22 protein-coding genes are annotated in these 26291 nt (G+C 45.0%); 5 read left to right on the forward strand and 17 right to left on the reverse strand.

Annotated features, from left to right (window positions below; all coding sequences use genetic code 11):
• The first annotated feature begins 67 nt into the window (after positions 1–67).
• Complete coding sequence (locus tag ACXAD8_RS20320) at positions 68–325, forward strand: type II toxin-antitoxin system Phd/YefM family antitoxin (RefSeq protein ID WP_475231902.1); 258 nt, start codon at positions 68–70, stop codon at positions 323–325.
• Positions 313–609, forward strand: coding sequence for a type II toxin-antitoxin system RelE/ParE family toxin (locus ACXAD8_RS20325; RefSeq protein WP_475231904.1), 297 nt, complete (start codon positions 313–315; stop codon positions 607–609). Before ACXAD8_RS20320 ends, ACXAD8_RS20325 begins: the two co-directional genes overlap by 13 nt.
• 64 nt (positions 610–673) lie before the next feature.
• On the opposite strand, the gene ACXAD8_RS20330 is transcribed toward ACXAD8_RS20325, so the two are convergent.
• Positions 674–1789, reverse strand: a complete 1116-nt coding sequence (locus tag ACXAD8_RS20330) for an anhydro-N-acetylmuramic acid kinase (protein WP_475231906.1) — start codon at positions 1787–1789, stop codon at positions 674–676.
• 75 nt (positions 1790–1864) lie between these two features.
• A complete protein-coding gene (locus ACXAD8_RS20335; protein ID WP_475231908.1) occupies positions 1865–3484 on the reverse strand; it encodes a peptidoglycan DD-metalloendopeptidase family protein in 1620 nt (539 codons plus the stop codon).
• 269 nt (positions 3485–3753) lie between these two features.
• Here ACXAD8_RS20335 and tyrS point away from each other — a divergent pair, with 269 nt between their 5' ends.
• Positions 3754–4953 carry a tyrosine--tRNA ligase gene (tyrS, locus tag ACXAD8_RS20340; RefSeq protein WP_475231910.1) on the forward strand — a complete coding sequence of 400 codons (1200 nt, stop codon included), beginning with the start codon at positions 3754–3756 and terminating at the stop codon, positions 4951–4953.
• A 49-nt stretch (positions 4954–5002) separates the two neighbouring features.
• On the opposite strand, the gene ACXAD8_RS20345 is transcribed toward tyrS, so the two are convergent.
• The 15 genes from ACXAD8_RS20345 to ACXAD8_RS20415 all read right to left on the reverse strand — a co-directional run bounded on the left by ACXAD8_RS20345 (position 5003) and on the right by ACXAD8_RS20415 (position 19201).
• Entirely contained in the window at positions 5003–6343 is a 1341-nt protein-coding gene (locus ACXAD8_RS20345; protein ID WP_475231912.1) for an NAD(P)/FAD-dependent oxidoreductase, read from the reverse strand.
• 13 nt (positions 6344–6356) lie between these two features.
• Positions 6357–6923, reverse strand: a complete 567-nt coding sequence (locus ACXAD8_RS20350; RefSeq protein ID WP_475231914.1) for a GNAT family N-acetyltransferase — start codon at positions 6921–6923, stop codon at positions 6357–6359.
• Positions 6920–7303: a DUF2721 domain-containing protein gene (locus tag ACXAD8_RS20355; protein ID WP_475231916.1), complete on the reverse strand. Its 384-nt coding sequence runs from the start codon at positions 7301–7303 to the stop codon at positions 6920–6922. The genes ACXAD8_RS20350 and ACXAD8_RS20355 overlap by 4 nt, the downstream gene beginning before the upstream one ends.
• A 119-nt stretch (positions 7304–7422) precedes the next feature.
• Positions 7423–8814, reverse strand: coding sequence for an adenosylhomocysteinase (gene ahcY, locus ACXAD8_RS20360; protein WP_475231918.1), 1392 nt, complete (start codon positions 8812–8814; stop codon positions 7423–7425).
• A 21-nt stretch (positions 8815–8835) separates the two neighbouring features.
• On the reverse strand, positions 8836–9843 hold the full coding sequence (locus ACXAD8_RS20365; RefSeq protein ID WP_475231920.1) for an adenosine kinase: 1008 nt from the start codon (positions 9841–9843) through the stop codon (positions 8836–8838).
• Between the two features lie 53 nt (positions 9844–9896).
• Positions 9897–10859, reverse strand: coding sequence for a cobalamin biosynthesis protein CobD/CbiB (locus ACXAD8_RS20370; protein WP_475231922.1), 963 nt, complete (start codon positions 10857–10859; stop codon positions 9897–9899).
• A gap of 8 nt (positions 10860–10867) precedes the next feature.
• On the reverse strand, positions 10868–11575 hold the full coding sequence (locus ACXAD8_RS20375; RefSeq protein ID WP_475231923.1) for a 5'-methylthioadenosine/adenosylhomocysteine nucleosidase: 708 nt from the start codon (positions 11573–11575) through the stop codon (positions 10868–10870).
• A gap of 260 nt (positions 11576–11835) precedes the next feature.
• The gene (locus ACXAD8_RS20380) at positions 11836–12411 is read right to left on the reverse strand and encodes a DUF2726 domain-containing protein (RefSeq protein ID WP_475231925.1); all 576 of its coding nucleotides are present in this window, start codon (positions 12409–12411) and stop codon (positions 11836–11838) included.
• Positions 12412–12518: 107 nt separating this feature from the next.
• The gene (locus tag ACXAD8_RS20385) at positions 12519–12860 is read right to left on the reverse strand and encodes a hypothetical protein (protein ID WP_475231927.1); all 342 of its coding nucleotides are present in this window, start codon (positions 12858–12860) and stop codon (positions 12519–12521) included.
• Positions 12861–12989: 129 nt separating this feature from the next.
• Entirely contained in the window at positions 12990–14609 is a 1620-nt protein-coding gene (locus tag ACXAD8_RS20390; RefSeq protein WP_475231929.1) for an alkaline phosphatase family protein, read from the reverse strand.
• Positions 14610–14744: 135 nt separating this feature from the next.
• Entirely contained in the window at positions 14745–15584 is an 840-nt protein-coding gene (locus tag ACXAD8_RS20395; RefSeq protein ID WP_475231931.1) for an isopenicillin N synthase family dioxygenase, read from the reverse strand.
• A gap of 18 nt (positions 15585–15602) precedes the next feature.
• A complete protein-coding gene (locus ACXAD8_RS20400) occupies positions 15603–16814 on the reverse strand; it encodes a NupC/NupG family nucleoside CNT transporter (protein ID WP_475231933.1) in 1212 nt (403 codons plus the stop codon).
• Positions 16815–16823: 9 nt separating this feature from the next.
• On the reverse strand, positions 16824–17450 hold the full coding sequence (gene udk, locus ACXAD8_RS20405; RefSeq protein WP_475231935.1) for a uridine kinase: 627 nt from the start codon (positions 17448–17450) through the stop codon (positions 16824–16826).
• Positions 17451–17571: 121 nt separating this feature from the next.
• The gene (locus ACXAD8_RS20410) at positions 17572–18519 is read right to left on the reverse strand and encodes a hypothetical protein (RefSeq protein ID WP_475231937.1); all 948 of its coding nucleotides are present in this window, start codon (positions 18517–18519) and stop codon (positions 17572–17574) included.
• Position 18520: 1 nt separating this feature from the next.
• Positions 18521–19201, reverse strand: a complete 681-nt coding sequence (locus ACXAD8_RS20415) for a hypothetical protein (protein ID WP_475231939.1) — start codon at positions 19199–19201, stop codon at positions 18521–18523.
• A 534-nt stretch (positions 19202–19735) separates the two neighbouring features.
• Between ACXAD8_RS20415 and ACXAD8_RS20420 the strand changes: the two genes are divergently transcribed.
• Positions 19736–22876: a TonB-dependent receptor gene (locus ACXAD8_RS20420; protein WP_475231941.1), complete on the forward strand. Its 3141-nt coding sequence runs from the start codon at positions 19736–19738 to the stop codon at positions 22874–22876.
• Positions 22877–23203: 327 nt separating this feature from the next.
• Positions 23204–26218, forward strand: coding sequence for a TonB-dependent receptor (locus ACXAD8_RS20425; protein ID WP_475231943.1), 3015 nt, complete (start codon positions 23204–23206; stop codon positions 26216–26218).
• Positions 26219–26291: the final 73 nt, after the last annotated feature.

A 26291-nucleotide genomic window follows, 5' to 3' on the forward strand; every position in this document is an offset into this window, starting at 1 on the left:
GGTACTAGTTGAAACCACAAAGCAAAGTGATACTATAGTGATACTTTGCTGATTTGGGAATCTGACTATGAAGGTCGAACTGGTAACCTCGCTAAAAAGACAAGCAACCAAGATCTTGGCTGATCTCCATGCCTCGAAAGAGCCAGTTTTGATTACTGAGCATGGCCAACCTTCCGCCTATCTAGTTGATGTTGAAGATTATGAAATGATGCAAAAACGCATGTCTATTCTTGAGGGAATTGCTCGTGGAGAGCACGCGATTAAACACCAGCAAGTATTATCTAATTCTCAAGCTAAAGAAAAAATGAATAAATGGCTGAGATAATTTGGACTGAACCTGCGCTCAATGACCTTAATGAAATTGCTGAGTATATAGCTGTTGCGAACCTGCAAGCTGCGAAATTGTTGGTAGAAACTATATTCAGCAAAGTTGATAGATTAGAGGCGCACCCTGAATCAGGAAAAGTACCACCAGAAATATCGACACTTAATTACAGGGAATTAGTTGTAACGCCCTGTCGAATTTTCTACAAAATCGATACAGACAAAGTTTTCATCCTTCATGTAATGCGGCAGGAACAAGACCTTAGGCGTTTTCTATTGCGTTAAATCGTTGTAGATAAAAATAGATTAACAGGGAAGCTGATTGCTTTCCCTGTATTTAGTCGGGCCATTAATGGTGCTTAAACAATGTGCCTAACACTGCACCACGGCTCGCTCCGGTGACTTTGGGGACATTGCCTTGTACATTGTTTTCAAATGCCCAGGCCAGCCAGGCAAAAGCCAGTGCTTCCACTGCGTCCGGATGAATCCCTAATTCATGGGTGGTGGTCACCTTGATACCATCCAATTGTGCCGCTATACGTGCCATCAGATGAGCATTCTGGGCACCGCCGCCACAGACATAGACACTATCAACCGCTTGCAGGGCTTTGATGTCATTGGCGATACTGAGTGCGGTTAACTCCAATAAAGTGGCTTGAACATCTTCGGCTGGAATTTCCTCTGGCTGAACTGTCAGACTTTGCTCCAACCATTCCAGATTAAATAATTCGCGTCCGGTACTTTTAGGGGCCGGTTGCTTGAAGTAATCCTGATTTTTCAGCGCATGTAATAGTGGCAAATGGCACTGACCTGAAGCCGCCCAGGCGCCATTTTCATCATATTCCTTGCCGGTGTGCTCATGACACCAGGCATCCATCAATCGATTGCCCGGACCGGTGTCAAAGCCCAGCACCTGTTCCGGGTCACAACCTTTGGGCAGATAACTGATGTTAGCAATGCCACCGATATTGAGTACCACGCGATGTTCCTCCGGGCTGCTAAATGCCGCCTCGTGAAAAGCCGGTACCAAAGGCGCTCCCTGACCACCCAATGCAATATCTTTGCGTCTGAAATCAGCCACCACGTCGATTCCGGCTTTCACCGCAATGGAGTTGCCATCACCAATTTGCACACTGTAACCAAATTCGCCATCGGGGTGATGTCGTATTGTCTGACCATGACTGCCAATCAGTTTGATATCACTGGCGGAGAGGTTGTTACGCGCTAGTAAATCCTGGCAGGCATTGGCAAAACAGGTGGCTACCTGTCTGTCTGCTATTGCCATGCGATTTACTTCGTTGTCACCGGGCTGACAAAGTTCCTTTAGTTCTTCTAATAAATCTTCTGGGTAGGGATAGGTGGCAAAGTCCAGCGTTTTACACTGGTCATTGGCGTAGTCCACGATGACGGCATCAATACCATCCATACTGGTGCCAGAAATCAGCCCAATATATTTATCAGTCATGAGATTCTCCAAAAGGAAAAGGGATACGCTCTTAAAAGCGTATCACAATCTGAAAAAAATGAAGCCGCGAAAAGATTAACGCTGATTGGTATAATTCATGGCAAGCATGATGCGGCGGTTGTTATCCAGTTTCGCTTTGTAGTCTTTGGCTAGTTCCAGAAATGCCGCCTGTTCGCTCTTTTTGATTGGCAAGGCTTTGGGTAGCTTCACGGTGCGGGGATTTTTGTGCACCCCGTTTACCAGGAATTCATAATGCAAATGTGGTCCGGCAGCTAACCCTGTGGCACCAACATAGCCTATGACCTGGCCTTGTTTCACCCACTGACCTTTCTTCACGGCGCGTTTGCTGAAGTGAATGTATTTGGTGGTGTAGGTATCGCCGTGCTGAATAAATACATAGTGACCGTTAAAGCGGTTATAGGAGGACTCGATTACTTTTCCATCGCCTGCCGCTACGACCGGAGTGCCGGTTTTCGCTGCGTAATCGATGCCGTTATGTGCTTTATAACGTTTTTGCACCGGGTGAAAGCGACGCGGATTAAAGTTAGAGCTGATATATTTGAAGTTAACCGGTGCGCGTAGAAAGCTCTTGCGCATACTGCGACCTTCGGGAGTGTAGTAATTGCCATCTTTGTAGCGAATTGCGGCAAATTCTTCGCCCTGATTAGAAAATTCGGCGGCGACGATATCACCATAACCAACAAATTCACCTTCGATATAATTTTCTTCAAAAATCACATTGAAGCTGTCGCCTTCGCGGATGTCCAAAGCGAAGTCGATATCCCAGCCAAAGACTGTAGCCAGGCTCATGATCAGATTGTCGGATAATCCCGCTTCAACTCCGGCATTCCAGAAATTAGAGCTAATCTCCCCGCTGGCGTAATTCAGGCGGGTATAGAGCTCTTTTTGCTGTATTTCAGAAGCATATTTATCTTGTTCCTTGTAGACCCGAACTGCTTCAGTGGGGGAGTAACTGTATTGTAATTCTTTAAAACGGCCCTGCTCGTTTTTGAGGATCTCCAGGTTTTCACCAGGCATGATTTTTAACAGGCGTTTTGCAGCACTTCCAGCACGACTAACATGATGAACCTCTTTGGCACTCAAACCGGCGCGCGAAAAGATTTTTGCCAGGTTGTCACCACTTCGTACTGTAAAGGTCTGCCATTCCTGCTCTTCTTCCAGTAATTGTGAGTTGATGGCCAAAAATGACTCATCAATGGGCAGGGCATATCTCATACCTGGCATTAACTCTGTGGCTTCATCCATTGGAAAGTCAGAAAAACCTGCCGCTAATTCGCTTTCTAATTGAGTTAACTCAGTTTCCGCTTCTGTGAGCGTGGTTTCTGTTATGGCTTCGGCAACTTCATTGACTGGCTGAGAAACAGGCTCTGCCACTGAAATATCTTCATTCGCCGGAACAGTGATTTCAGATTTGGCTTCGGAGGGTTTTTTCAGCATGTCTTTGGTGACAATTAAAGAAGGGGCATCGTCACTGCTTTCCAGTGTTACAGGTAAAGCGACACTGACTCGTTCACCGGGTGAAAAAGTGGATTCAGGGGAGGCGTTTTTACTATCGGCTTCGCCTGGGATCAGCATCATACACAAGGTGAATAGCACAAGTGCAGACAGCAACAGTTTGTGTTTTTTAGGCAGCCTGTCGAAATGCTGCCGGGCAACATGGATTTGTTTCATCATTCTTATTGTTTTGACCCTTATCGGGTTTTGCGCACAAATTTCACGACTTTTAGTCGTGACGGACCTGTTTTGTTTTTTATTGTTATTATGAGCTGTTTTCAACAATTTAGTTCCGCTAATTCAGCGGTTTATGCTTGCCAAAAACATTAATATCCGCAGAATACCCCGATTGTGCCTGTTTTTCTAGCGGTATTGCCCTTTTAATCCTGCTGTACGCCAGCTAAAATCCGGCAAATTTGTAAATAATCTATTCGAATTGGAGTCTGTAGATGTCGGACTGGCAAAGCGCTTTTGCTGAAATAAAACGCGGTTCAGAAGAAATCCTCGTTGAAGATGAACTTATTGAGAAACTAAAAACCGGAAAACCGTTAAAAATTAAGGCGGGTTTCGATCCAACTGCACCTGATTTGCATCTGGGTCACACGGTACTGATAAATAAGCTACGGGCTTTCCAGCAATTGGGCCATGAGGTTATTTTCCTGATTGGTGATTTTACTGGCATGATAGGGGACCCCACCGGTAAAAACGCAACCCGTAAGCCATTGACCCAAGAAGATGTGCTGGCCAATGCTGAAACTTATAAAGCACAGGTGTTTAAAATCCTGGATCCAGAAAAAACCACGATTCGCTTTAATTCCGAGTGGATGGATAAATTAGGCGCTGCGGGTATGATTAAACTGGCGGCTCGTCAAACGGTTGCCAGAATGCTGGAGCGCGATGACTTTAAAAAGCGTTTCGCCAATAACCAGTCGATTGCTATTCATGAGTTTTTGTATCCACTAGCGCAAGGTTGGGATTCAGTAGCCCTGGAATCTGACGTGGAGCTGGGCGGTACTGATCAGCGTTTTAATCTGTTGATGGGCCGCGAGTTACAAAAAGAAGAAGGGCAGTCGCCACAATGTGTTCTGATGATGCCGCTACTGGAAGGTCTGGACGGTGTGCAGAAGATGTCCAAATCTTTGAATAACTATATTGGTATTACAGATACGCCTAATGAGATGTTCGGCAAAGTCATGTCGATTTCTGATGATTTGATGTGGCGCTATTACGATTTACTGAGCTTCCGTCCGTTGGAAGAAATTGCCGAACTTAAAGCCAGTGTTGAAACCGGCAAAAACCCACGTGATTTAAAAATCCTGTTAGCCAAAGAGCTGATTACCCGTTTCCATGATGAAGCGGCGGCTGAAGCGGCTCACCAGGATTTTATTACCCGATTCCAGAAAAATGCTATCCCGGATGACATAGCTGAGCTGGAACTGGCACTGCCAGGCGAGGGTTACGCGATAGCCAACTTGCTAAAAGATGCCGGTTTAGTGGCTTCAACCTCTGAAGCGATGCGCATGATCAAGCAAGGCGCGGTTAAAATCGATGGCGATAAAGTTGAGGATAACAAGCTGACTATCAGCGAAGCGGGCAGTGCGGTTTACCAGGTGGGTAAACGCAAATTTGCACGAGTTACAATAGCTTAAGATTTTAGTAAGTAAAAAAATTAACAAGGCGCTGTAAATAGCGCCTTTTTTATTTCATGGTGATTTGTTCGACCAGGCGATGCCAGGCATAAAACATTTTCAGACCAGTTCGTCGAAAGGGACTGAAAGGGAATGCCGGTAGTGGCTTTTGATAGACCGGGCTTTGTGGGAGCTGCGCTGGATTGCTAAGCCAGTCTGCCAGCCGTTTACCCGCCTGACAGGAATATGCCAGACCTGAACCACAATAGCCGGTTGCATAATAAATTCCTGGATATTGCTCGCTCTGTAATACATGCGGAATATCATCTGCCGAGACACTGACCCAGCCACTCCAGAACCAGTCGGTAGACAATTGCTTCAGGGCCGGGAAATAACGGTCGAATGCCGCTTTTAGCTTCTGCTGACTTTGTTTGGTGTTGGCTTCTGCCCCAGTGATGGCGCCTCGTCCGCCAAACAACAGCCGGTTATCAGGAAGCAGCCGGAAATAGTACTTCAGGGAACGGGTATCCATGGCCATTAAATTGGCTTGCCACTTGTCTGCCACAGATTGTGGCAGCACAGAAGTCACCAGCACACTGGATAGCACCGGAAACTGTTTCTCCGACAGGCCAGGTAAAAGATTCTTGAGACTATAGGCATTGCTGGCCAACACCACCTTGTCGCAATTAACTGTGCCTTCAGGCGTTGCTAACTGATACCCCTTACCTAATTTCTCAATATTCAATACTGGCGAGTTGCCATAGATTGGTTGCGAGTCCGCAGACAGTTTATCAGCGAGGGCCAGTGACAATTTTAATGGATTAAGAGACTGGCCTGCTTTGCGATAGACACCGCCAAAGCTGGGGTAGTCAGGAATATAATCGGTTTTTACCTGTTCGGCGCTGATAATCTCATATTGTGCGGCAAACTCTTCAGGTAAACGTTCAGTGCCACGGCACAGATTTTCGAAGGCCTGTTGCGAATGCCCTATCTTTAAATAACCACCGGTACTGATGTCGCATTTGGCATCAGTGTATTGCACCAGCTCATCCAGAGTTTCCAGCGCCTGGTAATACTCGTTGATGGTGGTTCGTGCCTGTTGCTCACCATATTGCTTACTTAAACTGCCGTAGTCTAATCGTCCGCTTCCAGGTAAAACGAACCCGGCATTGCGACCGCTGCATCCCCAACCAGGCTGATTGGCCTCTAAAATGATTGAGTTTAGCCCTGATTGTTGTAAATGGCGGGCACAGGCCATGCCAGTAAATCCAGAGCCGATTATGGCAACATCGCAATGACGTTGTTCTGTCAGAGGGGCATATTGTTGAACGTCAGAGACAGAGGAAGCCCAATAAGAGCCGGGCAAAGGCTGTGATGATGCCGTAGCATCATCGATAAGAGGATCGTACATATCAGCCCGTATCTTAAAAGCGGATCATCATTTCAGCAGCTGTACAGTCACAGTCAGCACCGCAAACCGGACAAATATAGCCGTGGCTTTCATACCATCCTGCCCAGCGGTTTGGATGCTCTTTGATTAGCTCGCCGCCGCATTTTTTAAAATACTTAAAGGCACTGTTGCCTGGACTGGCTAACCAGATATGGGCCAGGCCTGCTTTCGCACCTTGCAGTTTAGCCTGTTCAATAGACAGCATAAGCAATGAGGAGCCAATGCCGTGACCGCGATAGTTAGCGTTCACCGTGTTGCTTTTAAAATAGCAAACCTGATCTTCAGCCAGCTGCCACAACTGCGGAGAACACCATTCATTGATGTCCCAGTTGGTCGCCGCCTGAGTTAAACGAAAACCCACCAGTTCGTCGCCATCATAGGCAACAAAGGAGGCGTTAATACCGTCCTTAAAGCTGGTGTTGTAATACTTTTGGCACTTTTCATCGTCCAGGTAATTATCACCGTGTACGATGTTGCCCAGTTTGATGACGCCAGCAAAATCTTCTGGCTCATATTGTTTGTAGAGTATTTGGCTATTCATCTGCTTTTAAAGTTCTTTAAGAAGACATCTAACGCTTCCACCGAGATGCGAATTTCTTTGACGGACATCCACAGTGAATACAACAAAAACACCAGACTCAGGGCAAAAATCCAGCCCCCGGCGGTGTTGTATCGCAAATAAATGGCCAGCATGGATAACACGCACAGGAAAAAACTAAAGACCCCGGCTTCCTGCATTTTTTTTATATATTGGATGCGTTTACGTAGATTGTCTATTTGTTGAAAGGTACTTTCATCATCACTGTTTTCATCGAAATTCCGAATCAATCCGGCAAGCGTTACGAATCTGTTAGTGTACGCCAACAGAAGTAAAGATATGGCCGGAAACAGCATAGCTGGTGTTGTAAGGGTAATTTCCAAAGCAATTTCAGTGTTGAGATGTTAAACCACGAAGTCTACGTAGCAACCGGGAAACTGTAAAGCAGAACAAGGGGTCAGAGTCGTTGAAATCAGTTTCAAGAACTCTGACCCCTTGAAAATTAATAGCGGTAGGTTTCGGGCTTGAAGGGGCCTTCCACGGTGACGCCGATGTATTTGGCCTGGGTTTCGGTAAGCTGCGTGATTACGCCGCCAAAACCTTCAACCATGTAGCGGGCCACTTCTTCATCCAGTTGCTTGGGCAGTACTTCTACTGACATCGCGGCTTTTTTGCCTTCGGCGTCCATGTTGGCGAAGCCCTGCTTGAACAGGTGAATTTGTGCCAGAACCTGATTGGCAAAAGAGCCATCCATGATACGTGACGGGTGACCTGTAGCATTACCCAGGTTAACCAGACGACCTTCTGATAGTAACAACAGGTGATCGCTATCATCGTCACTGCGATAGACTTTGTGTACCTGAGGTTTAATTTCTTCCCAGCGCCAGTGATCGCGCATATAGGCGGTGTCAATTTCATTATCAAAGTGACCGATATTACACACTACTGCACCGGGCTTAATGGCGCTCAGGGTATTAGCATCACAAACATTGAAATTACCGGTGGTGGTAACTAACAAATCAGTGTTTTGTAGCAATTGAGTATTGATGTCTTCAGCTTTTCCGGTATTTTTACCATCGTTGTAGACAGAAACTACTTCAAAGCCATCCATGCAAGCCTGCATTGCACAGATAGGATCAATTTCAGTAACTTTTACAATCATGCCTTCCTGACGTAAAGACAGCGCAGAACCCTTACCAACATCGCCGTATCCAATAACCAACGCTTTTTTACCGGATAGCAAGTGGTCAGTCGCACGTTTAATCGCATCATTCAGACTGTGACGACAACCGTATTTGTTGTCATTCTTAGATTTAGTTACAGAATCATTTACATTAATGGCGGGTACTTTCAGAGTGCCTGCTTCTAACATCTCTAATAAGCGGTGAACACCAGTAGTTGTTTCCTCGGTAATCCCGTGAACATTTTCCAGTATTTCCGGATACTTCTGGTGTAACATGGCCGTCAAATCACCGCCATCGTCCAGTACCATATTAGCATCCCATGGGGTGCCATCTTTCAAAATGGTTTGTTCAAGACACCAGTCGTATTCTTCTTCAGTTTCCCCTTTCCAGGCGTAAACTGGTACCCCTGCAGCAACAATTGCGGCAGCAGCATGGTCTTGGGTGGAAAAAATGTTACAAGATGACCAACGTACTTCCGCACCCAGCGCTACTAGTGTTTCGATTAAAACACCAGTCTGGATAGTCATGTGAATACAGCCCAGAATTTTAGCACCCGCCAATGGTTGCTCGGCGCGGTATTTTTCACGAATACGCATCAGCGCCGGCATTTCGCTCTCAGCGATGGTAAGTTCTTTGCGGCCCCACTCAGCCTGTGACATGTCGGCAACTTTAAAGTCGCCTGATTCTATTGTTAGGTTAGTTTCAGTCATAATAGATTGTTTCACTTTTAGTTATTGAATAAATAATTTTAATATGTTCTGTTGCGTTTCTTTATTGAGGCGGGGGCCATATTTAGCAACACATTCAGCTGCGGTTCTGTTAGCTAATCTTACCGCTGTAGATATGTCTAAATTTTCGCTCAGGGCATATAAAAATGCACCAGCAAATGTATCCCCTGCGCCGGTAGTGTCTATTGCTTCAACGGCATAGGCAGACGCAGAAACTTCCTTGAGATCGTAGGGATAGACAGTTGCACCGTCCTTTCCTTTTGTCACAACTAAAATTTCACTTTTCTTTTTTAAATCCTGTATTCCCTTGTCCGGACAGCCTTGACCATAATCTGTTATCTCATCAAAGTTGCAAAAGAGTATATCTACACCATCATTACCGATAACCCGCTCAAGGTTTTCTCTTGCATATTTGACCACCGCAGGATCAGAAACGGTTAAAGCAACTTTGACATCATTCTCTCTGGCCAGATTTTTTGCGTACAAGATAGCTTCTACAGCCTCGTCCGAGTACATCAAATGACCTTCTATATAGAAATATTCAGAGTTTATAATCGCACTATCTATTACTTGCTTTTTATCTAATGACGACGTTATACCCAAATAAGTATTCATGGTTCGGTCTGCATCGTCAGTCAACATAACTATGCATTTGCCAGTTTCACCGTCATGATGAACTTCATTTAGAAGGTGATCTACACCGACATCGGTCAGGTCTTTTTTGTAAAAGTGACCAAAGTTATCTGTACCTACTTTGCAGCAATAAAATGTTTTAGCTCCGAATTGTGAGGCTGTCACTACGGTATTTGCTGCTGAGCCACCACACGCTTTCTTTTCCAATTGATAATTGCTTTCGAGCTGAGTATATAATTCTAAGTGGCGTTCTTTGTCGATAAGTGTCATCACACCTTTTTCGATATCTTGGGAATCGAAAATTTCTTCGTCAACTCGAAATTCCAAGTCAACTAAAGCGTTACCTAAAGCGGTAATGTGGTATTTTTTATTGTTCATTTGGGGTTTGTTAGTTCCAGAAAGTAATTTTTCCAGACACCATTACCTCCAGTTCAAGAGGTGGAAGGATATCTGAGTATAAGGGCAACGTAAATCAGCGCGATTAACATGATTAACAGCAACAAATATTGCGCCAGAAGTATACCCAGTTTTCTGGCATCTTCCAACCCAGGTAAGGTATCTGTGCCACATTTAGGTAGTCTAATCTTTTTAATACCATAATAAGCTGGTCCACCTAATTCACACTTTAATGCACCAGCAAATACAGCCAGAATCAAACTGTGGCTGGATACCTGCGAACCCAGACGTTTTACTGCGGCGAAAGAGCCGGACAAGCCTAGGGTAATACTGAAAAACAGCGTGGAAATCCGCACTGGAAGCCACTGCATGATAAACATTGACCAGGCCGCTGGTTTTCCAAAGTGTGTGTAGACTTTGAGCTTGAGATTCCACTCCTGACTCATTTCATACAAACAGCGATAGAGCAGGGCGGTTATGCCGCCACCAATCAGATACCAGAAAATAACCGTTAAATATTGGTAATGGAATCGCAGAATGCGGGTTTCCATGCTGGCTTTTATAATGCCAACTTTAGACAGGTTACTGGTTTCTCTTAACACTATGCCGGATAAGGTGTTTCTGGCCAGTGCTCTTTTGTCCTGACGCAATTGCTGAATGATTTGTCGGGTTTTTAAGTTACTGGCGCTAAATCGAAGCGCGAGAAACAGGTAGAAAGCCTCAAAGAACCAGTCGTATTCGGCAAACCATTGAATAGCAAAAATAAGAATTGCCAGCGGCGTTAACAACACAAAGATAGCCATAAGTCCGGCGATCCGTTGTTGTCCTGCGGCCCGTTGATTGTTGGCGGCTTTTTTACCTAAAGCGCGAGCGAAAATTTTCAGGAAAGTCAGTGGGTGACTTTTGTCGCTCCAGCGAATATTGGCTTCCGCCAGCAATGCCACAACCAAAATGCCCGCACTGAGCAGCGCGGGATTTAATTCGGAAAACAGTTCCATTTAGGCCCTTAACCTTGATATCTCGCCAACTCCTGAATCATGGCCATAACCAGTTCTGCTGAGTTTTTCCCGGCTTGTTCAAGATATTCAGAAAAGGATATTGAAGATTCTTTGCCTGCGATATCTGAAAGTGAACGAATCACTAAAAATGGTGTATCCAGCATAAAACAGGTTTGCCCAATCGCTGCACCTTCCATTTCTACAGCAGACATATCCGGGAACAAACTTCTGAGTCGAGTAACTGCATCGTCACAGCCAATAAATGAATCGCCAGTACAAACCAAACCTCTTTTGATTTTAGTACAGGTAATATTGTTGGCAGCGTTTACGGCTGCGTCCACCATTCTGACATCACAAGGATAGATATCTGGCATGCCGTAAACCTGACCCCGCTTATAACCGAAGTGGGTTACGTCAACGTCGTGGTGTTGTACCCCGGTAGCAATAACCACATCGCCAATATCGAGCTGGGTGTCAAAGCCACCGGCAGAGCCAGTGTTGACCACAAAGTCCGGTGCAAATTTGTCTATCATAACTGTAGTGGAAACCGATGCAGCGACTTTACCGATGCCGCATTTTACCAGTACCACTTCGACATCATTGATGGTGCCGACGTAATATTCAAGGTGTGCAAAATGGAAGGTTTCTTTTAATTGCATGTGTTGTTTTAACAGTGCAATTTCCTGATCCATTGCGCCTAAAATACCAATTTTCATAGTTATTTATAAATCCTGCCTGTTGGTCGGAACGCATTCCGACACGTCAATCATATCTGTAGGTCGGAATTTATTCCGACGCCGATGCTTAATTCAGCCACCCGTAGGTCGGAATTTATTCCGACGCTGTCGCCAAATGCAACCACCATGGTCAGACAGTTTAACGACAGGCTCACCTAAAAAACAGTCGTAAATAAAAAAATGCCAGACAAAGTCTGGCAATTAAGGGGTGACCAGAGGTCGATGAAGTAATTGTGCAATCAGGCCGCAATAGGACGCGTAAAGGTGGCTTTGCGATCTGGGTTATTTGTTCCGGCTACCAGCGGCTTTTTCGGCTCTTTATATTTAATAGGGGCCAGCTTGGCATTAATGCAAGCGCGAATGTCTGCAGGTTTGTAACCGCCTTTTACTTTAATGCGCAAATGAGGAATACGTGCAGCGTCAAGCGCACCACTTAAGAACCAGTCACGCTGAGTCTTGTAGCCATCTTTCTTGTTCTTCTGATGAACCAGGTCAACGGCAATTACCGGCGACAGGTCTTCTTTGTCACAAAGCACAAAGTCCAGATGATGTCCTGCGGCGCGTTGCATTGCTGTGCGCAGGGTTTTCTTTTCGGTTTTGGGACGTACCGCCAGGATGTCCACCAGGCGAACCCGACAAATAATGCGGTATTTATCACCCACAGAAGCTTCTAACAGATCCAGAAACTGGCGCTCAACCGGGGTAAATAAATTGGTTTTTCGGGTAAATGGAAAGGCGAGGCCACCGTCATTTAATTTGATAGCTCCCACCGTCACAACGATAAGTAACATAAATAAAACGATTGCGAGTTCCATATTTTCTCCTGCTAACTGAAATACGCTTTTCTGGTACCTCTGAAAGCAAGGTCAGTGCCAGAGTTAGCAAGCCATTGAAGAAATTATTAGAGACGATGCAATGCGTCTTAATTATAAATCAGGTTCACCTGTGTCCCGGCCCCGTCCGCAAAGATGTAGGCGCGATATTGCTTGTCTGCGCTGTGAATTGTCAGATACTTTCCTTGCTCAGTCATTTGCTCTGTATTGAGTTGCACCTTTAAGGATTCTGCCACGGATTGGGTGGGTGAATTAATGTAAAAACTCAGAGTTGATGGTTTTTTGACGCCAAAAATTCGACATGTTTTGCTGCCCGGTGGAAGCTGAATATCAAACCATTGTTGAGGGCATGTCGCTGAACTGGGGGCAGTTTGTTGGGCATGTCCCAACAGGGGAAGCAGAGCCAGACTATAGGTAAATAACTTCAGCAAAAAATGTCTCGGTCAGAAAGTACTGCCTGAAAGTATAGTGTTGACTGTTTGTCTTGTGCAAGTTGCTGGAATATACCTGAGAATGAAAAAGGCCAGGAGAGCGCCTGGCCGTTGAAACTATCGCTCAGATTATTGCAAATCTGCTATTTCAGGTAGCACATTACCAGTGGATTTGTCCGGGTAACCGATATCCAGGGTTGCTGACAAAGTCACTGCCAGGTCTTCCGGAGACGCCAAACGGGTGACGCGCTGCGCGGGGACTTTCCAGCCAGTAAAGTAAACCGGAACATGGGTGTCATATTTATAGGGCGAGCCGTGAGTTGCTGCAGAATAACTTCCGGTCATGGTGGAAGTGTTCTGCACCACAATTAAATCACCAGAGCGCTGTTGCACAAAGTTGTTGCTGACCTTTTGTGATATGGGGTCATTTTTAGGCGTTCCCTTGGCCAGTTCAATATTGTTGTAAACCGCAGCAATTTCATCGTAGGTTTGCAGTTCTTTGCTAAAGTCTTGCAATACCTTATTTAGGTCCAGTTTTGCTGCATTAATGGTGTCGTGATTTAAATAGATGTTTGGCAATCTGACGAAAGAAAGCAATTCACCTTCGATCTTGTTGTCTTCTGCGTAGTTCTTTACATAGGCTTTGAATTTATTGGAGACATCACCGCGCAAACCTGAGAATCCCAATGATTTTTTGTATTCGGGAATGGCGTCAACACCGTGATCTGCTGAGAAGGCCACCAGTACATGCTCAAGGCCAATCTCTTTATCCAGAAAGTTAAATAAATCCGCCAGGGTTTTATCTAGCAAATACAAGCCATCTTCTGCTTCGCGGCTGTAGGGCCCATAGTTGTGGCCAATGTAATCGTTTAAAGAAAAACTGATGGCCAGAAAGTCGGTAATATCATCTTTACCCAGTTGTTCTTGCACTGCGATGTGTTTGGCGAAATTGGCGGTTAACTCGTCGGCATAAGGAGTGTAATTAAGCGCCTTGTAGTAGTTTTTATCTGCTATGTCTGGCAATTGATGAGGGAAGCCCCGGTTAAATCCTTTTGGCGGGATCTGGAACAGCTGGTTGGCTGCGGAATTGACGTATAACGCCTCTGGCTTAGACAGATCCCACTGTTTACCCAGGTAGTGATCCTTCATGCCGGAACTGTTAAAACTGGCCGTCCACTGCGGTAGCGTGTCGTAATAATAGGAACTGGTGACAAAGTTACCGGTATTTTTATCCATCCAGAAAGACTTGCCGAAGTGACCACCGGTAAGCACTGCACCGCGATCTTTCACCGATACCGAATAGATTTTGGCCTTGCCATTGGTGGCAAAGTGCAACTCATCAGAAAAGGTAGAAGCCATCAGGTTCTTTGGGGAGGCACTGTGGCCTTCGCCATTTAATAGCAGTGTGCTCTTGTCGGCGACACAATACATATCGGATTGCGAAGCCACATCAAACCAGTTGTTACCAATTAATCCGTGCTGAGATGGAATAGCACCTGTGGCTAGGGTGGCGTGACCTACTGCGGTAAGCGTTGCCGCGTGACGATAGTGTGCGTTGGTGAACAGGGTGCCGTCGTCTAAAAAGCGCTTGAATCCCTTTTCATTTTCACTGCTTAGGAAATTATCCTGATAGCGGAATAACAAGTCTCCCCTTAACTGATCTACGGTGATTTGCAGCACCAGTTTGGGTTTATCGGCCATGGCATTGGCAGTTGCCAATAATGCAAGTAATGCGAGTGTTTTCTTCATGTTATGTTCCATTTGGGTATCGTTGAGAACATAACAAACAGGCAAAAAAATGGCGAATAAAGCAAAGCTTATTCGCCAATTCAAACTTTCTTATTAATGCGTAAAATTACTTTTGCCGCAATTCAGAAAAATGCCTTAGATTACACCTAACTCTCTGAGGCGTTCTTTCAGGTAGCTATCGGCTGTATAGCGGTCAGAAAGCACTACTTCTGGTTTAGGATGCAAGAACAGAGGCAGTGATATTCTGGAACGAGACTGATCCTGACCCTCAGGGTTAACTACTCTGTGACTGGTGGACGGGTAGTAATGACCTGAAGCCTCCTGCAACATGTCTCCGATGTTAACGATCAGCGTACCAAAGTCACAGGGCACATCCATCCAACTACCGTCTTTGGCCTTAACTTGCAGGCCCGGTTCGTTTGCCGAAGGCAGAATAGTTAACAGGTTAATGTCTTCGTGGGCGGCCGCGCGAATCGCATCGGGCTCTTCGTCACCCTGAATCGGCGGATAGTGCAACACGCGCAATAGCGTTTGTTCGCTGCCATCAATCATGCTGGATAGCGGCTGGTGATATTTAGCGGCAACATCCTCGGGTGAGTATTGCTCAACCCAGCTCAATAGTTCTTTGGCCAGGTCGTTGGCCATTTTGTAGTAATTGGCCAGTTCAGCTCTTAAGTGTTCAGGACATTGGCCCCAGGGATAAAAGTGAAAATACTCTTTGATATCTTTCGCTTTAAAGCCTTTCGCTACTTCAGATACGCTGGCGGGGAAAAAACCATCCTGGGTATCTCTGTTGTATACGTAATCGTGTTTCTGCTCGCTATCGAAGAAGGTTTGCCAGTTCTTGTAGATAGACTCTACCGCAGATTGCTGGATAGGGTGGTTTTTAAGTACACCAAAACCTGTTTCGCGTAGTGAACGGGTAAACAACTCGGCAGCGTTTTCTGCCTGGTAGTCGATTGCTACTAATTGCATAGTTGCCTCCGTAAAGTGTTAAGAGATGGAGATGAAGAAACCGGCTAGTGCGGCACTCATCAGGTTGGCAAAACTGGCAGCGATAACAGCTCTTAAACCTAACGACGCCAAATCTTTGCGTCTGTTTGGAGCCATCGCACCAATTCCACCCATTAAAATGGCGATAGAAGAAAAGTTGGCAAAGCCACACAGGGCAAATGTAACTATGGCCTGTGTTTCAGCACTGAGGTTTTCACGGTGAGTGATAAAGTCCAGATAGGCAACAAACTCGTTAACTACCAGCTTTTGACCAATAAAGCTGCCCGCTAAATTGGCTTCATGCCAGGGTACACCAAGTAACCAGGCCAAAGGCTGGAACAGATAACCCAGAATCATCTGGAAACTTAGCTCAGGCATACCAAACCAACCGCCAATACCACCAATCAACCCGTTTAACAGCGCAATTAAAGCGATAAAGGCCAACAACATAGCGCCTACATTGGCAGCAATCTTCAGACCTGAAGCGGCACCTTGTGCAGCAGCGTCAAAGATGTTGGTATTCTCTTCCATTTGGGGGTTAAGTTGTTCAAGTTCGTCTTTGGGGGCACCGGATTCAGGCAATACCATTTTTGCCATGAGCAGACCACCAGGGGCAGCCATAAAGGATGCTGCCACCAGGTACTTGATTTCGACGCCCATTCCGGCATAGCCCGCCATTACGGACCCTGCGATAGACGCCATGCCGCCCACCATCAGAGCAAACAGCTCAGAGCGGGTCATATTAGGGATAAAGGGTTTTACAACAAGTGGTGCTTCGGTTTGACCCACAAAAATGTTTGCTGCAGCGTTCATGGATTCAGGTTTACTGGTGTGTAAAACTTTTTGCAAAAAGCCACCGATAGCGCGAATGATGATGGTCATTACACCCAGGTGGTATAAAACGCTGATCAGGGCAGAGAAGAACACGATTACCGGTAAGACATTGAAGGCGAATACAAAGCCCAATGACTTATCGCCTATTGGGCCAAACAGAAAGTCAATTCCGGCCTGGCTGTATTCCAGTACCCGGGAAACTCCCCCTGCAATCCAGAGTAAAAACTGTTTGCCAGGAGGAAAATACAATACTAATAATCCAACGCTGGCCTGGATAGCAAATGCGCCGCCTACGGTGCGCCAGTTGATGGCCTTACGGTCGTAGGAGAGCAGCCAGGCTGCTCCCAGTAAAGCAATGATTCCCAAGATACTAATCATGATGTTCCTTTATTGTAATATTTGTTTTATATGGGACTTTATCACATCCAGCGCTATCTCATTTTTTCCGCCTTGTGTCACCACCACGTCAGCGATAAAACGGCTGGGTGCAATAAACTGGTGATACATGGGTTTAACGGTTTTCTGATATTGTTTGCTGATGGACTCCAGACTTCTGTCTCGCTCTAACAAATCCCGTTTAATACGACGCAACAGACAGATATCCAGCGGCGTATCAATAAACACTTTTACATCAAATAAAGGGATCAGTTCCGGGCTGGCTAAAAGCATTATGCCTTCAACTACGATAACCTGTGCCGGGTGTACAGTGCGGGTTTCTTTCAGGCGGGTGTGGGTTTTATAGCAGTATTCAGGGCACTCAATGGCCTTGCCTGCTTTTAATTGCTCAAGGTGTGAAACTAATAACTCGTGCTCAAACGCTTGCGGATGGTCATAATTGGTTTTAACACGCTCTTCCATTTCCAAATGATCCTGACAACGATAATAGTTATCTTCTCTGATCACCTGAATGTCAGCGCCATTTTCTTTAAAGTAGTGTTTAATTTTGTCGGTGAACAGGGATTTTCCTGAGCCGGAGCCGCCGGATATCGCGATCACCTTAGTTTCAAGACTCATAATTGATAAACAGGACAGTTTTAGTCAAGACTACCAGCGAAGTGAAAAAATGCCAGCAGTCATGATTGATTTAACGCAAATAAATGCAAAATATCAACTAAAACTTGACCATTTGGTCGAATTAATCGCCAATTAGCTTAAAATGCTCTTTTGCTAAGGTGAGTAAGGCAAAATTGTGCAACTTGGAGCGAGAACCTTCTCCCTGGGCTTTTTGCGGGTAATATTGGCATTTCACGTCAGGATAATTGCTGAGAATTTCATCCAGAGCGGTGCGGATCTCACTGAGCATTTTATCAATATTACTGTCAAAATCCGGGCGTTTTCTACGAGAATGACCCAGCTCAAGCAAACGATAAAAGTATTTATTGGCCAGCTCAATAAAGGATTCCGGTAAATTTTTATTGTGATAAAGTTGCGGGCCTTCCTGCTCACAGCAGTATTTCAGCATGGCGACATAAAAGCACAGTGGTTTATTTGCCAACGTGGTTTTGGTGTCGGGATCCTGATCCATATACAAACTGCGATCTCTTAGATCGATCACCATAATGGGCGGCTGTTTCTTTTCATCGCTTACCGGAGAGGCAATGACACTGCGCTTTTTGATATTGGCCTGACTTAGCATATAAAACAGCAGAGTAAAAAAGGGCGGGAACAACATAGTCCAGGCCTGAAAACGTTTCGCCACTACACTGGCTTCGACGTCAATGCTGTTTCTGGAGGTGGTTAATTCAAAGCGGCGCACATCAGTGGAGTCAAGTTTAAACTGGCCTTCGTAACTAAAATTGGCAATGCGCTTAATTTTCAATGGAAACTCTACTGAGTCCAGGTAGTCATTGAGGTTGTGCATATAGCGGCGCACAGTGATGTTGTCCTTTACCTTGGCACTGAGTTCATTGGCGATATTAAGATCCAACACATCCAGAGATACGCGGTTTTTTAACAATAATACTGCGTCGTTAATTTGTTGCTGACGGCTCAGGGAGTTGCCCTGAATGGTGACAAGGGTAAGCAGCACAAAAAGCAGTGCACTTTGCACCAGTGGGTTGGTTTTAATTAGCTGGATATTCATATCAGTTTGCGCCCTCTGTCGGACAAGGGCCGGTAACGGTAAGTTGGCGGTAATAGCCTTTGTTTTGCTGAGCCAGCTTGCTTAGCTCTTCCTGAATTGCACATTTTAGTGCGGTATTCTTATCGGCTTCTTTTAAATACCATTTGCTGCCTTCGATTTCTGAAACCAATGCGGTGCGGTATTCACTGTTAAATCGCTCTTCATCGGCATCTGACCAATAGGTAGAGATGATATCAACGGAGCCATTTTCCAGGAACCATCGTAACTGCTGATGGGATTTGCCGTATACCAACTGCACCTGATTCTCGTCCAGGTCAAGTTCCTTAAATAAGGTCATGGGAGCAATATGGCCGGAGCGGCTGCTGGCATAGTCCAGAATACCAATGCGTTTTCCCAGCAAGTATTCTTTATTGAGAATTGGCTTTTCCCGCAGGCCAATAAAAAACGCCGCATACTTGCTGTAACTGGCAATTTCTTCATAGCCATAAACTTCATCCGAATTAAAGGCGTGGATAAAGTTATCTTTGATCAGAACCAGGTCCACCAATCCCTTGCCTACAAAATCCAGCATCTCTCGCTCATTTGGCATCCAATGGGCGCGAACTTCGCCGAACTGTTTAGACACAGTGTTGTTGTTGCACAGTGATGTCATCAGTTCTTTGGCCATTTGTTCAATTTGCACAGTTAATACCAGAGCATCATTGTTTTTGCCTGAAATCGTTGAGCAATTGTCACGAAAAGACAAAACTGTGGGGATAACTTCAATTTTTAACGGAAAAGCGTTACGGCTTATTTCAAATGTTAAGCCGGCGAGCACCAGTGTTATCAGTATCAGACTCGTCAGGGAAAGAGGATAGTTTCGCATTTGTCAAAGTGAGTGCACAAAAATCAGGCGCTATTTCACCAGCTAACCTTACTTATTTCAACCAGTAAATTTACTTATAATAGGTAAGTGCATGATATTACACATATATTAACGAAAGATTATGAATGACATTAAAGTCTTCCTGTTTTTTACCTGATTGAGAGAATAACGTCATCACAGGGTGCTGTGTCAGCTGTATTTTTTGCGTCGGTATTATTCGCTAAGCGCAAACTCGCCACAGGAAAAAGGTGGGTCAGGAAACGCAGCACCGTACTATTTACAACACGCTGGTAACAAAATGTAAATAGTAAGAATTTATAAACTCTACTTAAATAAAACCAGGAAAACACAATGTTACAACGTTCCAAACTAAGCCGTATCGCATTGGCTGTAGCTATGTCTGTAGGTCTGTCTACAGCAGCTATGGCTAATACCGGTCAGTCTTCTTCTATTCGCGGTGTCATCGAGGGGCCAACTGGCTCACCTGCGGTGGGTACTACTATCACTATGATTCACCAGCCTTCTGGCACAGTGAAAGAAGTTGAAGTTAACGCTGATGGAGCATTTACCGCACGTGGTTTACGTGTTGGTGGACCATACACAGTGATGATCGTATCTAAAGAGTTCGAAAGTCAGGTTATCGAAAACGTTTACCTTGAGCTAAACCAGCCACTTAACCTGGATACACAACTGAACGCAATGCAGGATTTGGAAACTATTACGGTTACCGGTACCCGCAACTTTTTCTCTAACAACGGTGGCAGCAGCGTATTTGGTGAAGACCAAATCATGAAGGGTAATACTTTCAACCGTGACATCAAAGATATCGTACGTCTTAATCCTCTGGCGGTTGTATCACCTGATGGAACTGAGTTAAGCATCGCAGGTACTAACCCGAAGTTTAACTCTCTGACGGTAGATGGTGTGGGTGTTAGTGATACTTTTGGTCTTAATTCCAATGGGTATCCGGCACAGCGTCCACCAATTTCACTGGATGCGGTAGAGCAGATCTCTGTTGATTTCGCGCCGTTCAATGCCCGTGCTGCGAACTTCTCCGGTGGTAACGTGAATGTAGTTACTAAATCTGGTACCAATGAGTTCCACGGTAGTTTCTTTTATGAAGATACCGTTAAATCAGGTGATGCGGAAGACACTGAGCGTAATCCCGGTGTCGATATTCCGGTAGACACGGATGAAACTACTTTTGGTGTTACCGTTGGTGGTCCGATTATTCAGGACAAACTGTTTTTCTTTGCTTCTTATGAAGAGTGGGAAGAAGGCGTATTATTCGAATATGACCTGAACGATCTGGCTGGCAGTGGTCACAGTGTAACCAATACAGAAGTTGACCGTTTTATTGGCATTATGTCTAACGTCTACGGCCTGACAGATTCATTGGGTGGCACTCCGCCTAACGACATGGACAAGAAAACCCTGGTTAAATTAGACTGGAACATTACGCAAGATCACCGTGCTGACCTGACCTATAGTTACCAGGATAACACTGCAGCGCGTAACTATACGGATTCAGATTTTACGCTGGACATGGGTTCAGGTCTTTGGTTCCAGGCTTCTGAAACCACTTTATTAACCGGTCACCTATACTCTGACTGGAATGATGCATTCTCCACCGAGGCCAGCTTCTCTTATAAAGAGTATGAGCAGGCTTCTAACACTTCAGTGGGCTGGGGTGAGATCAATGTTCAGACTGAAAATGGGTCAATCGTTGCTGGTCAGGACGAAAACCGCCATGCAAACCGTTTAGAAAATGAAGAGCTGAAATTCGGCCTGCACGCGGTATATCTGGCGGGTGACGTTGAATATCGCTTTGGTGTGGAATACGAAGACCTTTCAAACTTTAACATTTACGGTCGTGACTCTGCTGGTACCTGGTCTTTTGATTCACTAGATGATTTTGAAAATAAAGCGCCTTCAAGATTAGAGTATGCCAGCGCCTATACCGGCAATATTAACGACATCGCGTATGACGTAGACAGCAACAAATATGCTGCTTACGGTGAAGCCAACTTAGAATTATTCGACGGTTTCATGTTGACGGCTGGTTTGCGTTATGAGCGTATTGGTGTTGATGGTGCGCCTCGTCTTAATGAAAACTTCCAGGCACAATATGGTTATCCGAACACTGAAAATCAGGACGGTTTAGATATTCTGTTGCCTCGAATTGGCTTTACTTACGATGTTAATGAAGAAATGACGGTTCGCGGTGGTGTGGGTCGCTACACTGGTGGTACGCCTCTGGTGTGGATTGCCAATGCCTATACACGTGACGGTGTGACAAACGTAAATGCACCTTCCAGTGCCACCAATGAGGCGATTGCCAACCCTGACAATGTGGATTTCACCACCATTCCAGGTTCGGTACAGGATTCACTGGTTGCAGGTGCAGGTAGTACCAATACTATCGATCCTGACTTTGAACTGCCTAACGACTGGCGTTACCAATTAGCGGTAGACCTGACTTTCGATATTCCTGGTGTTGGCGATGATTTTGCCTGGAGTACAGAGTTTAGTTATGTCGACAAGAAAGACTCTGCGTTTTGGGTAGACTTGTCTCGTGAGCAGGTGGGTACGGCAACAGACGGTCGTATTATCTGGGGTTCTGTATATGACGATCCGGATCTGCAAGGTAACTGGGACTTACAGTTAACTAATGCCAGCGATGGTGGTCGAAGCATTATCTGGAGCACCTCTTTATTTAAAGAGTGGGACAACGGTATTACGTTGAGCACCTCTTATACTAACCAGAACATTACTGAAGTTAACCCTGGCACCAGTTCTACTGCCGAATCTAACTTCCAGTATGAAGTTACTCAGAACCGTAATATTCCTACAGAAGGTACAGCGTACTACGAAATTGAGCACAGATGGGTTGTGAACCTTTCTTATGAGAAAGAGTTTTTTGAAGGTTATGCAACTACCTTCAACCTGTTCTTTGAGCGTCGTTCAGGCGAACCGTTTGCCTGGACCTTAGGTTCATACCGCGATGCGCACTTTGGTGATCAAGGTGAGTTCGACGATAGTGATATTTATATTCCATATCTACCAGGCAGTGCATCTGATGCCAACTTTGATTTTGATGCTGGCCTGAGCTATGACGAGATCATGGCTATTGCCTCTCAGGCTGGTGTTGCCGGTTATGCCGGAGGTTATGTACCTAAATATTCCGGTAGACAACCTTGGGTTACCACTATGGATTTGTCCATTAATCAGGAAGTTCCTGGCTTTATGGAAGGTCACAAAGCCACGGTTTATCTGAATATTGATAACTTCGCCAACCTGTTAAACGACGACTGGGGTAAGCACTACGACATGCAGTACCCGCAACAAATCCTGATGGATTGGGACCTGAATGACCAGGGCCAATACGTTTATCAGGAACGCTTTGGCGGTACTAACACCAGTAACTTCAGCCGTTTTAATGTTGAAGATTCTACCTGGCGTATTAAAGTAGGTGTTCGTTATACTTTCTAAGTTGTAGCTTTGCGCAAGCAAATACAAAAACCGGGTTTTTTAACCCGGTTTTTTTTGATTTTTTTCCGGCACACCGCTCTTTTTACTGCATTCGCAATATTCTTGTCATTTATTCGCTATAAGCTTGGGCCGATTTCTTGACCACTCAGACAGTTTTGAGCCAGGATAGTACTGTTTGATGTCAGGCGCGGAAAGAGGCTAACCTCTTACTGTCGATGAAAAATTATTCAATTGTTACAGATATCGTACTATTATTAATCGTGCAATATGAATAAGAATTGGCTTTAGCCATCAATTTATCTACACACTTTAAACCAGGAAAACACAATGTTTAAAAATACTAAGTTGAGTAAAGTCGCTTTGGCGGTTGCGCTTGCTGGTGGAATTTCTTCTGTGGCAGTTGCCCAGGAAACCTCTTCCAGTGTTCGTGGTAATGTCGTCGGACCTGCAGGAAATGCAGCGACAGGGGCAACCGTTACTATCACCCATATTCCTTCAGGTACAGTGCGTACAGCAACTGTTAACAGCGCCGGTCAGTTCAGTGCGCGAGGCCTGCGTGTTGGTGGTCCTTATACGATTGAAGTGGACAGTGATACTCTTGAAGATTCCACCATCAATGACGTTTATCTTAACTTGGGTGAACCTTCGGTATTTGACATTGCTCTGGAAGCTGAGCAAGCGGTAGAAAGTATCGTCGTTACTGGCTCTGCAGTATCTTCACTGGCAGGTGGTGAATTTGGCCCTTCAGCCAATTTTGGATTGAAGGAACTACAAAATGCCCCTGCCATTAACCGTAATATTTCCGATATCATTAGAATCGATCCTCGAATTTATGTAGATGAATCTCGAGGTACCCAAAATTCGATTCGCTGTGGCGGTAAAAACCCGCGTTTTAACAGCCTGACCCTTGACGGTGTCCAAATGAACGACTCGTTTGGTCTGAATGGTAACGGTTACCCAACTGAGCGCGTCCCTTTCCCATTTGACTCCATTGAACAGGTGGCAGTAGAACTGGCTCCGTTTGATGTGCAATACGGTGGTTTTACCGCCTGTAACATTAACGCCGTAACCAAGTCCGGTTCTAACGAAATTCATGGTGGATTGTTTTATGAGTACACAAGTGACTCTTTAACCGGTGATTCATTAAGAGCAGAAGACAGAAATCCTGGTGAATTCACCACAAAGAACTTTGGTTTTGACGTAGGCTTTCCTCTTATCAAAGATAAGTTGTTCGCTTATGTAGCCTATGAAGAAGAGGACGGAGCCAACAGATTTGATCGTGGTCCTTCTGATTCGAATGCCGTAGATCCAGTTGACATTACTCAGGCGCAGTTAGACGAAATCGTCGATATCGCGAAAAATATTTATAACTACGATCCTGGTGCAATTCCTTCCAGTATTGATAACTTTGATGAAAAGTTGATGGTGAAACTGGACTGGAACATCAACTCCGATCATCGTGCATCTTTTACCTATAACTACAACGATGGTAATAACTATACAGAATCTGATGGGGATATTAATGAGTTTGAATTTGAAAACCATTTGTATGAGCGCGGTGCTGAGCTAAATTCTTATGTGCTGTCAGTGTATTCTGACTGGACGGATCAATTCAGTACTGAGTTGCGCTTGGGTTATCTTGAGTTGGATAATCGTCAAATCAGTGTTGGTGGTACCGATTTTGGTGAAATGCGTATCGAAGTTGGCGATGTTGATGTTTATATCGGTGGTGATGATAGCCGCCAGGCGAATAAATTGAGCTACGATCAATCTGACTTTATCTTCAAAGGTAATTATTACTTTGACAACGGTCATGCCTTATCTTTTGGTATTGAGTCTAAAAAGTTAGAAGTATTCAACTTGTTTGTGCAGCACTCTGAAACAGAAATTCGTTTTGATGGTATTGAAAACTTCCGCAATGGTTTTGCAGACGCGATCTACTACAACAATGCGCCTTCTAATAACGTAGAGGATGCTGCTGCGGAGTGGGGCTATAGAGCTAACGCTATTTACGTCCAGGACGAATTTGAGCCGATTTATGACCTTATCCTAAAAGTGGGTTTGCGTTATGACTGGTACACTACTAGTGATGCGCCATTAGAAAACCCTGATTTTGTTGCGGATTATGGCTTCTCTAATTCCACTAATCTGGATGGTGAAGGTTTAATTCAACCGCGTGTAGGTTTCACATACACGCTTAGTGACGATACAACCTTACGCGGTGGTTTAGGTCTATATTCCGGTGGTAATCCGAACGTTTGGTTATCTAACAACTTCTCTGCAAACAACGTATTACAGTTCGGTCAGCGTGGTCGTTCATTCGGTTATACCGACGGTTCACGCTCATTGTTTGATGATGATGTTGTTTATGTTGCAGTAGAAGACGGTGTGCCAAATGGCCCAGGTTATGGTATTCCACAAGAACTTTATGATGCGGTTGCTAATGGTGTAGGTGATAATTTTGAAATCAACTACTTGGACCCAGACTTTGAACTACCCTCTGAGTGGAAGTTTGCTTTAGGCGCAACCCATATCTTCCCAGGTGACTATGTGGGTACCGTTGATTTATTAGTTACTCGCACTCAAGATGCTGCCATCGTATTACGCGGTGATATTGAACAAACAGGTACCAATGAAGATGGTTATCCAATCTACGATAGCGTCAGAGAACCTTCGTTTGTCCTGACCAATTCTGATGTCAGCAGTACATCAACGTCTTTCTCTACTTCACTATCAAAGCAATATGATAACGGTTTGGATTGGCGCTTTGGATATGCCTATAGCAATGCCAAAGATGTGCAACCAATGACCAGTTCAGTAGCGTTTTCTAATTATACAAGCCGCGCGTTCTTTGATCCGCAAGAGCAAGTTTCTTCGTTATCGAATTATAACATTAAACATCGTTTTACTGCGGTATTGAACTATACAACAGAGCTGTTTGATGGATTAGAGACACGTTTCTCATTGTATGGTTCCTCTAACTCTGGTCAGCCGTACAGTATTACTTACGACGGTACTATTGATCCTTATGGATTCACTCCTTATCTGGATTTCCAGTCAATCGTGTTGAGACCGGGTAGCCAACGTAATGACCAAAAAGGTAGCTGGTGGACTAAAGTCGATATGCGAGTCACTCAGGAGCTTCCAGCGTTTGCAGATGGTCATAGTGGTGAAATTTATCTGGTGGTGGATAACCTGACCAACTTCTTACGAGATGATTGGGGTATTCAAGAGCAGGTCAGTTTCCCGAATACTGTTGATGAGGGTTCAACAGTGGCCGAATCAATCGTTGGTGATTCATCGCTTTACCAGATTAAAGCGGGCTTTGCCTACAGATTTTAAAAGTTAAAACTTTAACTAGAAACCAAAGCCGGGCAATGCCCGGCTTTTTTAATTAAATCATAAATAGTCGTGA

This window comes from Planctobacterium sp. AWH2_060 (genome assembly GCF_056158425.1).